Here is a 12,444-nt window from a genome sequence, read left to right on the forward strand (position 1 = left end):
GTTTATTGGGTTAACGGTTAGATCAGCGGTTGCTTGAACGGTGTTCGTGCCATCGGAAATATCGAAGCTGATGTCGATATCACCGTTGAAATCTGCGTCCGGCGTGATGGTGAAGCTACCATCGTCATTTTTGAGTCACCGTCGCATTGCCATCTACCGAAAGGTTAGACGCCGTCAGTGCATCGCCTTCCACATCGGAAGCTTGCGACAACAACTGCTCTTGGCTCAAACGAATCGAGCCATCTTCATCCACCGAGTAAGCAAGATTGCCAGATACTGGTGCGTCATCGACTGGCGTAACACTAACATCAATGTTGGCAGAAACCGTATCTGTACCGTCGGACACATCAAAGCTGAAGTTCACATCGCCATTGAAGTTTTCATTTGGCGCGAAAGTGTAAGTCCCATTACCGTTATCGGTCAGGATGCCGTCGCCACCATCGTAACTTACACCTTCAACTGTGAGGTTATCGCCTTCAATATCCGTTGCGCCAGCAAGCAGGTCAGCATCGGTGAAGGTCAGCGTACCATCCTCTTCAATCTCAAAGGTTTTATCTTCAGGCACTGGTGCGTCATTGATTGGACGAACAGTTAAATCAATCGAGCTAGAAATGGTTTCTTGACCATCACTGATATCAAACGTTAAGTCGAGTTCACCATTAAAATCTGTATCAGGTGTGACGGTATAAGTGCCATCACCATTATCCACAACGGATGCATTAGCACCCACTTGCACGTTGAATGCGGCAAGATCATCGCCATCAACATCACTCGCGTACCCGAGAAGTTGTTCTTGAGTGAAGGTAATAGTGCCATCTTCATCCATGATGTATGCCAGATCTTGCCCTACTTCTGGCGCGTCATTTTCACCTTCGACTTTAATTTGGAACGTTTCGCTCGTAGTTTCGGAGTCGAAATCGTCTTCTACTTGCGTCGTGGTTTCTTCGCTGGTGTCTTGTACATCCACCGCGAAGCTCTCTTCAGTGGTTTCTGAATCTAGCTCGTCACCACCTTGAGAACCTTCAGAGTCTGAAGAAGCACTTGGCGCAGATGAAGTTTGTACCGCTTGTCCTTGCGCTTCATTGCCTTCTGCGTCCGAACCACCTTCAGAGCCAGAGGCATCACCACCACCGACCGCTTGGGCACCCGCCCCAGAATCCGAACCACCGCTGCCCAGAGCCTGGTCACCTGATTCTCCGCTAGAAGCTACACTATCAACAACATTGGATTGTGCAGCGTCAGAGTCGCTGCTACTTTCAGTATCCTCTTCTTGAACTGCGCCACCCGAGCTCACTGCTTCTTCTTCCGTACCCGCGCCACTAGGATTTTCTCCCATCGCACGATTGGCTTCATCAACAGCATCTGCACTTTCAGCACCGGTCGCTACAGTCGAAGAGACGGTCGACTGCTGTTTTTCTTCTTTTGTCCCCGTATCCTTCGTTTCTGTTTGCTCTACCGCATCGTTAAGCTTTTCATTGTCTTTTTCTTGATTAGTGTCGCCTGCCATTACAGCCTCCGTTGCTTTTAGCTAACTGATCGTATTTAGAGGCAGTAAAGGACACCATTTTTAGAAACCAACTTTTTTATACAACTTTTTTCATACCTTTCGAGTTCTATAAAAACAAAAAAATTTGAAAACCCAGTATAAAGATCCTTACTTGTTGTCATTAAAGCAATTAGTGCGGTGGGATAATGATAAATATGACAAATCTGTTGCGCTCAGTCGACAACAGCCATAAAGGGCTGCAATTGCTATTAGGCGATTTTTACCAAGATTTCAGTGATGCAGGGATTGATATTGAGATGCTGCATAAACAAAACCGTTTTGAAGCACTCAGATGTTATTCAAAAAGACTAAAGACCATTCTCGTCTTGTTATGTGATGACGACTTACCACCAAAATTGGCAAAGCTTGAACACTTAAACAAACACCATTTCCCTGCTCCTAATGAATTGATCGAGGACGTTAAAACCGAGCTTAACAACGTAAACAAACAAATTAGCCAGCTGTTAAAAATCGAAAATTCAATCGATAGCCGCACAGGTAGTGAATCATAGGGGTGGCTCATGAGTAATAAGCAAATAGAACATCACCTCAAAAAGGCGCTTGTTTCGAACAACGAAGCTTCGAAGGTAACAGCAGACGATACAATCGTGCTAGCAAGTGCAATGACCAGCGTACACAAAACCTTGCTGGTTATCTTTTTGCTTTCCATGGTGGCTATCGCCGTGGCATCTCAGGCTCGTATCGACATTGTGGTGTCGGTGCGCGGTGAGCTATTGCTCGAATCTGACATCGAAAAAGTGCAACACCTTGAAGGCGGTATTCTAGAAGAAATGCTAGTGCGCAAAGGCGAAGTGGTTTATGAAGGTCAACCTATTGCACGCCTTCGCTCTCTGGATAGAAACACTCAACTTGATACGGTAAACACAGAGATCATTCAGCTTGAGCTAGACAAGATTCGTTACGAAAGCCTGCGCGATATGGTGGAACCCGATTTTTCTTCCTACATCGAAAAGTACCCAGAATTAGTGCAAGTCAACATGAATACCTGGCAGCAAGAATTTTCTAAAAACCGTTCCAATGAAGAGTTGATCACTCACGATATCCAACATAAGAATTCGCTTATTGATTCAATGCTCAAGCGCCGTAAAAGCTCCGAGAACCAGCTCTCCTTGATACGCAAGCAGCTCAATATTAAGAACACCTTGTACAAAGAGGAAATGGCGTCTTACGTCGATGTTCTGAATATGCAGGTTCAAGAGTCAAACATGGTGCGTGAGATAGAAAACCTTGATGAGTCGGTCATGAATGAGCGCTTCCAACTCGACAAACTAGAGAAGCAGTACCGAGACTTGGTGGAGAATCGTAATGCCGAGTATCAAGCACAAATCATTCAAGCAAACAAGGACTTAAAGTTGAAACGTATATTACGTCCTCAACACTCAGATAAAGTGGATCGCCTCGTGGTTTACGCCCCTATTGACGGTGTAGTAGATAAAGTGCACTTCAACTTCCGCTCCGCTGTGATACCGCCAGGTGAAAGCATCGCGGACATTGCACCGATCAATAACGCCCTTCACGGAGAGGCGAAGATCCCGCGTAAAGACATGGGTTTTGTAGAAATCGGACAAGCGGTCAAAGTGAAGATGGATACCTACAACTTTGCCAAATACGGATTTTTGGAAGGTCGAATTGCATCGATCAGCCGTTCTTCTTATGAAGAAGAAGACGCTGAATTCTACCTCGCGGAAATCCAAATCAGTCAAAACTATCTAGAGCGCGGAGGCACACAATACAAGCTGTCCCCTTATATGGAGTTTACCGCAGACGTGAAAACAGGTTCACGCCGGGTGATCGAATACGCAGCGAAGCCGGTTATGTCGGCTATCGAAGACGCATTCGATGAGAGGTGATGGATGAGTAGCAAACCTTCTTACAATATTTCCGTTCCTGTTATGCGCCTAAGCATCGCTTTCAGCTTGATGCTGGCTGCCCTCGCCTTTTATTTGTATATCTCTTGGGAAAAAGTGGATTCAGTCGAGAAAGTGCAAAACGCGCCTCTTTTGGTTCAAGCTCAACAGCTCAACCAAACTATCGAGTTTGATATTCAAACGCTTCAACGCTGTTTAAGCGCACGTTATTGCAGTACAACAGAGCTTGATTTTGAGGTTCTGAAAGACGAAATTGACCAATTTAAGTCGCTCGCGTCACTCAACAAAACCGAGTTTAGCTTGGTGGGCGCGACCGAATACACGCAGCTTGAACTGGCAATCAATCGGTTCTCAGACAGCCAAAAAACACGCGACGATGTGTTGGCACTGTACCTCTCGCTCACCAATAACTACCTACAAATGGACGACAACTACAGGACCATATTTAACAACCATGCGAGCGACCTAATGATGGAGAAAAACGAGTTCTTCATTTGGTTGTTTGTGGTCGTTGTCGTACTGGTTGGTATCGCAGTGCTATCGAACTTGGTGGCAATCCTTAAACTGAAAAAATCCAGCTCGAATGAGCGTGACATTGATCAAGAATTCGACGGGCTTTATCAAGAACTCAAACAACTGGATTTACAGAGGTTGGAAGAGTTGCTCAATGAAGTGAGCATCAATCCGAAGCAGCGTCAGATCTACTCTCACCTAAAACTGATTTTCAGCAAACTCGAAGAGCAAAAACGTAATAACGATCTCTACAAGCAGCTCTATGCTCTGATTGGTTACGAGATTCGTGGCATCACCAACACTATTAACGGCGGCGTGCAATATCTCGTTCAAGAGACCGATGAGAGCGGCGTGTTGATGGCGCAAGATATAACCTCGGCTGCCAATACCCTGTCTGAATTGGCAGAGAACTATAACCGACTCATTTCACAAGGGACCGAGAGCAAATCGAAAGAGTTTTCACTGCTTAATGTGCTGTCTGAATTGATGATTCACATCAGTTCAAAAGTGCAGCGAAATGAAGGTGAGCTAGACTGCTTTATCTCGGATAACTTACCAAACCGTGTTGAAGGGCAATCCACCAGCTTATTCTGGGTGTTGTTCCTACAGCTATCGAATGCCATCCAACTCAAAGCCGACAAAAAACTGTTTGTCACCATTGAATCGGGCGCAGCGTCAGACATTGAAAACACTCGCCTGACCATCAATCTAAACTTCTTAACCACACTGGATGTGCCGTTTGCCAAGCTCAATACACTACACTGGAGCGACCATAAACAGCACACCGCAACCAAAGACGATTTGGCGAAAAGCGTACTGAAAGATTACGGCTATTACGAGAGCCATTGGTATCAATCGGGCAATCAGGAACGTTTTCAAATTCAGCTCGATTTGAAAGCCAAAAGCTTCCACACCGAGAAAACTCGCTTCGATAATAAGCGCCTATTACTGTGTGCCAACTCTCAGCTGCGCATTGATGTGATGAACAAAATGTTAGTCAACTTGGGCTTAGAGATTACGCCAATTCGCACACCAAACGAGCTCTTCTCTGCGGCAAAAACCTTTGGCGAATACGATGCCATCATGCTGACTGACACGTTCGAGCCAAACAAGCTGCCCTCACTGAGCAAAACGGTGAAATCGCAACTGCGCAATCACCCAAATACTAAATTGCTGCTTTCAGTCACTAGCACTCAGCAAGCACAAGAGAGCCATACCTTTGTCGACAAGATTCTGAACTCTCCTGCGATTCCGTATGAGTTCATCCCTAACCTATTGGCAATCATGGAAGCGGAAGCCTCTGAAGATCAGATGGAGAACAGCTCATTCCTGATTGTTGAGGATGACCGTGTTCAACAGATTCTACTCAAACGTATTTTGAGCAAGCAAGAATACGAAGCCGACACCGTTGGCGATGGCGCAGACGCTGTTCAGCACTTCATGAACCAGCGCTCGGATATCATTTTTATGGACTGCATCATGCCGGGTATGGGCGGCATTGAAGCAACCAAACGCATTCGACAATACGAACAAGAGAGCGGACAAAACCCTTGCACCATCATAGGTGCGACAGCATTGACCAGCAGTAATGAACACCAAGCTTGTATCGAAGCTGGAATGGATTACGTGATCAGCAAACCTTATAAAAACGACGAAATCATCAAGGTGATCAACAAGTATGTGGCGGTACAGAAACTTAACTAGCTGCGTATTGGCAGCGCTTACATTGAGCAATGCTCCTTCAGCAATGGCGACCACCTTGCTTGAGGCGGTCAAACTCGGCTTGGAAAACAATTTATCTCTGCGCGCTAGTGACAAAGGCGTGGAAGAAAACGAATACAACATCGACATTAGCCGTTCTAAGTTCCTGCCCTCTTTAAACGGTGCCGCTGATACCACATGGAATGAAAACGAGACCATATTAACGGGAACACCGGATACGCGTTCTAGCTACAACTCAAACAGCTACAGCGTGTCTTTATCTCAATCGGTGTTTAACCTTGGCGACATCTTCAAATACGGCACCGCGAAGCTTGATTTCAACATTGAAGAAATCAAACACGAGAACAAAATCCAGAGCACCATTTCTGAAATCGCGACTCAATATTTCGAGTACCTGAAAAACAACGCGCAAATCAAAGCCACCAAAGTCGAGCTTAAATCTTCTGAAACGCGTGAACGCCAAATGCGTCGCAACGTGGAGCTTGGTAACACTGCGGCGAGCGAGTTGTATGAGGTGATTGCTCAGAAAGAAGGCATTGCCAATCGCTTAAGAACCTTAGAGAAAGACCGACGTGTGATTTTGAACGGTTTAGAGATTCAAGTTCAATACCCGGTCACCCCATCGCAGGACATCTACGAAAGCGTGCCCTTGGCGGAAATCAGCGAATCCGAACAACGCGCGATTCTTGAACAAGCTTTGAAGCTCAATAACGACTTATTGGTTGCGAAGAAGACCGTAGAACGAAGCCGAAGAGGCTTGAAAGAAAGCGGTTCAAACTTTGTGCCGACCGTGTCGCTCTCTGCCAGTTACCGTTACGACGATGCGAACAACTATGACCGAACCGACCCAACCGCAACAGGGGACAGTAACTCCACCAGCGTCGGTTTGAACTTGAATGTGCCGATTTTCTCCGGCGGTTCGGATTATTACGGTTATCAAAAATCTTCAACTGCTATCGAGCGAACCGAGCTACTTTACCAAGATTCGTTGTTCACTACGCGCAATAGCGTTAACACCTCGGTACTCAACATTAATGACTTCTCCCGCGCTATTAGCAGTTACGAGAACATCATTCGTGCAAACTACGCTTCCTACAAAGGCATTCAACGCGCTTACCAGCTTGGCACGCGAACCATTACCGACTTACTGGCAGCGGAGAGTAAACTGTTTAGCGCGCTACGTGATTACGAGAGCGCGCGTTATGACTACATCATTGAATCAATCAATCTTGAGCAAATCAAAGGCATGCTGTCGGTGCAGTCCATCGAAAGCATCATGCAATTGATGAGCGATATCGAAGGCAGAAGCAATCAAGACTTAGTTCCAAAACACCTTCTCTCCAAACCATCGATTAAGAAAGGAGGTCGCAATGCAAACTGAGCATTTTTCCCAAAGGATTAACTTTGCTGACAAGTGTTACCTGACTTTCTCAACGATCATCTCGACGCTGTTTGGTTTAGTACTGCCCTTTTCGATTCTGATTATCTTTGACCGAGTTTTACCTAACCAAGCCAAAGACACGCTGTTTCTTCTGTTTGCCATTATCTTGATCACCATCTTCCTCGACTATCACTTAAAGAATCAGGAAGAGAAGATTTCGTCGGTGATCATGAAGCAGTTCGAAACCAACCTAACCAACAAGGTGTTTCAATCCATCTGTTTGGCTGAGATATCGAAGTTTCGTCGCCTAGAACCCGGTGAATACCTAGAACGTATTGCCACCATTCCAGAGATTAAATCCTTCTTTGGCGGAGAATCTGTTCGGGCATTGATCAACCTTGCCATCAGCATACTGACCATTCTGATTATCGGTCTGATCAACATTTGGGCGGGAGTGACCATCTTGCTCGCCTCCATAGTTTTAGCGGTGTTCGCACTCAGTCTTTCCAAGCAAAAAATCAACAGCCTAGAAAACAAATCCGACATCGAAGGCTTAACCACTTCGAAAATCATCGAGATCATCTCTAGCCCACTCGATATCAAAGCACGCAATATGGAATATCGCGTCGAGAGCTTGATGACACAAATGGTGGAAGAACGTGAAGTCGAGAACATCAAATACGAGCAAATCGAATCAAACTTCAACCTTATCTTGTCGCTCATACAACAGCTCTCCATCGCTTGTGTGGTGGTGGTTTTAGCAACGGCAGTTATCAACATGCAATCTAGCCAAGGCATCATGGCAGCCATCATCATGCTTACCAACCGCTACTTCGCCCCATACCAGCAAGTGATGCGCACGGTGAGTCGCTGGGAGTTGAACAAGCTTCATATTCAACGAATCGCCGAGTTGCTTGAGCTTGCTGCGTCTGTAGAACAACAAAATGACACGACAGAAGTCGAGCGCATCTCGGTGAAGTATTCGGAAAAACAACGCATCGAGTTCGAACGCGGTCAGGCTTACTTGCTAACGGGGAAAAGCGGCGCAGGCAAAACCCATCTTGCCAATTGCATTACACGGCAAAACACCGACAGCAAGCTCGATATCCAAATCAACGAGACACCGCTCGATGACGTCAATTACAACGTCTGGCGTAATAGCGTGCTGATGGTCGACAAAACCAGCTCGTTCGTCGAAGGCACCATCATCGACAACTTGACTTGTTTCCGCCCAAGCTTAAATAACACGGCATTTGCGCTTTGCGAAACCATGAACATCAAAGCACAAATCGATGCCCTTCCCGCTGGTTTTTACACCGAGCTTAAAGGGCATTTACGCAACCCATTCTCGCGCCAAGTCGCTTATGCCTTGTTGTTGGTGCGTGCCTTACTCGCAAACAAACGTGTGTTGATCTTCGACGACATCGACTGTGTTTATGATGACGACTTTGCTCGATTGGTTTTGACCAGTACTGCTTATCGCGCCAACGACAAAATACTCATCATCGTCAGCAATAAGATGGACAAACTCAATCATCGCCTCAAACGCGTCAAACTTACCGGAGGTGACCAATGAGTATTTTGGTTGATTTTAATAATGTCCCTCAGCGCTTGTTGGACTTTGAGGCTCGCAGTTATGACGAGCGATACAATGAGTCACCTTTGATTCGTGGTTTAGCTTACACCCTCATAGCGCTTGAATGGGAAGGCACACCTTCTATCCTCAGCGACGCTTTTATCCCTAAACCAAAAGACAGCGACAGTTTTATCGCTACGATTGAACGCCTTGGTTACCGTTGTGACGTCACCAAACTAAAAACGTTGGAGCACATCGAGGGGCACCCTCATCCTTGTTTTATCGAGATAGAAAACCTCACTGCGATTTTCTTGGGCACCAAAGACGGCAAGCTGATCCTGTTTGATTACACCAATAACAACACCATTGAATACCCGCTCTGCAAAAAGCCATGCTTGTTGGTCTCTATCAGCGAATACTCGCGCTTGTTCCGAGAGCCACCACCTGAATCTCAAGACCGCAGTAACTGGATTAAATACGCGTTTTATCGCTACAACAATGAACTCAAGAGCCTGATTATCCTCAGCTTCGTGGTCAGTATTCTCGGCGCACTCCAGCCCTTTTTTATTATGAGTGTGTACAACTTCGCCTTAACCTCTAGCTCGCAAGCCACGCTTTATTGGCTCACGTTATTTGCTGTGATTGTTGGGTTCTCGGAATACTTTTTCAAGAAAATGCGGGTCAACATCATCGCCACATCAGGGAAGGATTTGGCGGTGCATATTTCTCAAAACGTAATATCCAAACTGTTGTGGCTTCCTTATTCGATGACATCTACCGCTGGTGTCTCTTCTCAGTTAGCACGTTTGAAAGACATCGACACTTTCCGCCGTTTGGTAACCGCAGAGTCAACATTAAGCTACTTCGACATGCCGTTTGTTATCGTATTCATTATTGCCATTGCTCTTATGTCTGGTACCGCAGCGCTAGTCGTTATGGCGGGGTTGATTCTAATGTTGGTGTTCTGTGTTTATTCTCGTTACATCTACTCGCAAGCCACGTCCAAGAGCTCTCGCGCCAACGCCATGGTTTCTTACCAATGGAATGAGATTCTTCGTGGTATAAAAACCATCCAAGGCTTGCCATTGTTGCGTGTTATCCAGTCCCGCTTTAGCGCATCGCATTTACAAAGCACCAACGATGCAGAACATGTTTCAGTGACTAATAGCAGGGTTCAGGCAGCAGGCGGAAGTTTGATTCAGGTTATTGGTACCGCAAGTATCGTGACTGCGGTTATCGGCGTAATGGATGGCACATCTGATGCCGGTGCCATGCTTGCAACCGTAATTCTAGTCTGGAAGGCGTTAGGTCCGATAATGGGTATCTACAACTCCATTTCCAAATTCCAATCCATTAAGGCGTCCTCTGCGCAAATCAACAACCTTATGGCGATGAATGATGACAAGCTAACGTTGGAGAAAAGCCCCCCTATTCGCCTCTTCCAAGGCAGCATTGTCGGCAGCGGTGTAAGCCATCGCTACACTGGCGCAGCAACGGGCTTAACCAATCTCGGATTTAAAATTGCCCCAGGGGCGAAGGTGGTGATTTGTGGACCGACTGGTTGCGGCAAAACCACGCTAATTTCCATCCTTGCGGGTTTAGAAGATAGATACCAAGGCGCAGTGTCGGTAGACGGTTACAACATCAAACAGTTCAACAGCTATCGCTACCGAACCTCGATTAACTACATCCCGTTTAATTTGCATATTTTTGAAGGCTCCTTGGAGACTAACTTCATCTTGCATAATGGATTAATCCCAACAGAAAAAATGCGTGAAATGGTGAGTTTCTTTGAGCTCGATACATGGTTACCACAAGGCCTGGACACTCAATTGAGCGTTGATATCTGTAAAAGTTTACCAAATGGTATTCAACAAAGACTGCGGCTCGCATTAGGGCTAGGCAACTGCGAACAATCTTTGATTATCATTGACGAGCCATTTAATGGTGCAGAGCAAGAAAACTCCCACTATTTCAAGCGGTTATTTAGCGACAAACTACTCAATAAGACCGTTATTTTCTCAACGAATGATCCGGGCATGATCTCTACATCCAATATGAGCTTAGTCTTGGAGCCAGATGGCAACCTGAAATATTTCGGGTTAACCGATAAGTACTTAAAAAGTCTAAGTTAAGTTCGGAATGTGGTGTGGTTCATCATTCATACTTGAGCACGGTCATTGACAAAAATGTAAACGATGAGACTATTTACTCTGTAAGCGCGTACACTAAGGAATCCGATGTATACATTTGTTGCAGACAAATTGGATGTGGTTTATTTATCAACAATACCAGAAAACTACCAGTTACAAGACTTCGATGTGCCTGAAGAAGAACTCGAAATTCGTGAAATTGTAGAGGTATGGTATGAGTGTGCGTTTCTTCCTGACTTTAACCTTCAACACATCGACATCGAAAACAAAACCTCATTAGTCGAGACACAAGCGCAAGTCGTAAACAACTACACAAGTACGCTCGCTTTTTTACTCAAAAGTCGTGCTTATCGCGCAGCACTTAACCGATTATTGAGTGTATGGAGATTGGAGGCAGCAGCTAAAGCACAGCTTGAGCTGCTGTTACTTACGGAAGAACAGAGTAGCAAGCCAGTAAATTAATCGGCTAGGATAAGGGGCTAAAAATCTTAAACCCAACCATCGAATCGGAGACGTTTCTGCACGCGTTCAACCGCCTCTATCTGCATCTGACGAACACGCTCGTTAGACACGTTTAACAACAGGCCTATTTCCGACAAGGTTTTCACTCTCTGGTCAAATAATCCGAATCGATGGATCAAGACTTTTTGCAACTTAGTTGGCAAGGTTTTAATAATATTTTCAATAGCTTGAGTAAAGCACTGATTTTCACAGTCTTGTTGTGGATCTGGCGTATACTCACTTTCACACAGTTCAAGAACAAATGGAACGCGATGTAGGTCCGCAGTGGTCGATACATCAATAAAGCCACTAAGCGCAACAAGTTCATCTATACGCTCTGCTTTCACCCCTGAGCAGCGTGAGAGTTCAGAAATAGACAACTCCTTGCTCTCACTTTTTGACGCATCGAGCTTTTTTAAAGCCAGGCTATTTATCTCTTTGCACACATGAGCAGGTAAACGTACCGTGCGGCCATTGTTCATTAATGCCGCTTCTATATTCTCGCGAATCCACCATACCGCATAAGTAGAAAAACGGTAGCCTGGCTCAGGATCGAACTTATCGACCGCTTTTATCAAACCAATATTACCTTCTTCTATTAAATCGAGCAGAGTAAAGTTATTGCCTGGCCGTTTGAGGTAGCCTTTTGCGATTTTCACAACAAGTCGAAGATTAGACTCAATCAACATTTCGCGCGCTTCTTCATCACCAGCTCGATTAAGTTTGGCGTAATGCAACTCCTCTTCACGAGACAACAAATCAATCCCCACAATATCTTTGAGATAGTGAGCATAAGGGTCTTTCCCAACTGACAACGATTCTTTCATTGACAGTTCATCCGTGACAGCTCGGAACCTAGCAAAGCATTCGTTGTTCATTCCCCGTCCTTCTCAAGCCAACTTATTTCTTATCTTCTTTAATTGTTTTTGTACAACACTGTATGCATCATGCTTTATATGCATTACTTTACACTGAGTGTAGACAGGGGTTCTGATCTTTACCAAGAAATCACTTATCACTTTAAAACAATTACTGCTTCTATGATAAAAACGTGAGCAGGCGGGGGGTTATATATATGAAAGTGATAGTATTTGTACGCAAATTGGCCTCAAAGAAAACAACGCAACGTGATCGTCAACGCTTACCACGTTACTCTGACTAAA

At 45.3% G+C, this 12,444-nt stretch carries 9 protein-coding genes and 1 pseudogene; 7 read left to right on the forward strand and 3 right to left on the reverse strand.

The window, feature by feature from the left end; genetic code table 11:
- Positions 1-33: 33 nt before the first annotated feature.
- Positions 34-108 (reverse strand): annotated as a pseudogene (locus N646_RS25225) (cadherin-like domain-containing protein); the annotation flags it as partial.
- A 16-nt stretch (positions 109-124) separates the two neighbouring features.
- Entirely contained in the window at positions 125-1,507 is a 1,383-nt protein-coding gene (locus N646_RS25230) for a cadherin-like domain-containing protein (protein WP_017821586.1), read from the reverse strand.
- 182 nt (positions 1,508-1,689) lie between these two features.
- Between N646_RS25230 and N646_RS22685 the strand changes: the two genes are divergently transcribed.
- The 7 genes from N646_RS22685 (at position 1,690) to N646_RS22715 (ending at position 11,242) form a co-directional block, all read left to right on the forward strand.
- Positions 1,690-2,058: a hypothetical protein gene (locus tag N646_RS22685; RefSeq protein ID WP_031777210.1), complete on the forward strand. Its 369-nt coding sequence runs from the start codon at positions 1,690-1,692 to the stop codon at positions 2,056-2,058.
- A 9-nt stretch (positions 2,059-2,067) separates the two neighbouring features.
- Positions 2,068-3,417 carry an HlyD family type I secretion periplasmic adaptor subunit gene (locus N646_RS22690; protein WP_017821587.1) on the forward strand — a complete coding sequence of 450 codons (1,350 nt, stop codon included), beginning with the start codon at positions 2,068-2,070 and terminating at the stop codon, positions 3,415-3,417.
- Positions 3,418-3,420: 3 nt separating this feature from the next.
- Positions 3,421-5,652 (forward strand): ATP-binding response regulator, encoded by a 2,232-nt coding sequence (locus N646_RS22695; protein WP_017821588.1) that lies wholly within the window; start codon positions 3,421-3,423, stop codon positions 5,650-5,652.
- The gene (locus N646_RS22700) at positions 5,627-7,051 is read left to right on the forward strand and encodes a TolC family protein (protein WP_017821589.1); all 1,425 of its coding nucleotides are present in this window, start codon (positions 5,627-5,629) and stop codon (positions 7,049-7,051) included. The genes N646_RS22695 and N646_RS22700 overlap by 26 nt, the downstream gene beginning before the upstream one ends.
- Positions 7,041-8,627 carry an ATP-binding cassette domain-containing protein gene (locus tag N646_RS22705; protein WP_017821590.1) on the forward strand — a complete coding sequence of 529 codons (1,587 nt, stop codon included), beginning with the start codon at positions 7,041-7,043 and terminating at the stop codon, positions 8,625-8,627. The genes N646_RS22700 and N646_RS22705 overlap by 11 nt, the downstream gene beginning before the upstream one ends.
- Positions 8,624-10,762 (forward strand): ATP-binding cassette domain-containing protein, encoded by a 2,139-nt coding sequence (locus tag N646_RS22710; RefSeq protein WP_017821591.1) that lies wholly within the window; start codon positions 8,624-8,626, stop codon positions 10,760-10,762. Before N646_RS22705 ends, N646_RS22710 begins: the two co-directional genes overlap by 4 nt.
- 105 nt (positions 10,763-10,867) lie before the next feature.
- Entirely contained in the window at positions 10,868-11,242 is a 375-nt protein-coding gene (locus N646_RS22715; RefSeq protein ID WP_017821592.1) for a hypothetical protein, read from the forward strand.
- Between the two features lie 26 nt (positions 11,243-11,268).
- Here N646_RS22715 and N646_RS22720 read toward each other — a convergent pair whose 3' ends face one another.
- Entirely contained in the window at positions 11,269-12,159 is an 891-nt protein-coding gene (locus N646_RS22720; RefSeq protein WP_017635872.1) for a sigma-70 family RNA polymerase sigma factor, read from the reverse strand.
- Positions 12,160-12,444: the final 285 nt, after the last annotated feature.

The sequence above is a fragment of the Vibrio alginolyticus NBRC 15630 = ATCC 17749 genome, assembly GCF_000354175.2.
GTDB lineage: Bacteria > Pseudomonadota > Gammaproteobacteria > Enterobacterales > Vibrionaceae > Vibrio > Vibrio alginolyticus.

Coding starts and splice junctions, on each gene's coding strand:
- N646_RS22720 (WP_017635872.1), bottom strand. CDS start 12,159: ATGAACAACGAATGCTTTGCTAGGTTCCGAGCTGTCACGGATGAACTG.
- N646_RS22695 (WP_017821588.1), top strand. CDS start 3,421: ATGAGTAGCAAACCTTCTTACAATATTTCCGTTCCTGTTATGCGCCTA.
- N646_RS22710 (WP_017821591.1), top strand. CDS start 8,624: ATGAGTATTTTGGTTGATTTTAATAATGTCCCTCAGCGCTTGTTGGAC.
- N646_RS22700 (WP_017821589.1), top strand. CDS start 5,627: ATGTGGCGGTACAGAAACTTAACTAGCTGCGTATTGGCAGCGCTTACA.
- N646_RS25230 (WP_017821586.1), bottom strand. CDS start 1,507: ATGGCAGGCGACACTAATCAAGAAAAAGACAATGAAAAGCTTAACGAT.
- N646_RS22705 (WP_017821590.1), top strand. CDS start 7,041: ATGCAAACTGAGCATTTTTCCCAAAGGATTAACTTTGCTGACAAGTGT.
- N646_RS22690 (WP_017821587.1), top strand. CDS start 2,068: ATGAGTAATAAGCAAATAGAACATCACCTCAAAAAGGCGCTTGTTTCG.
- N646_RS22715 (WP_017821592.1), top strand. CDS start 10,868: ATGTATACATTTGTTGCAGACAAATTGGATGTGGTTTATTTATCAACA.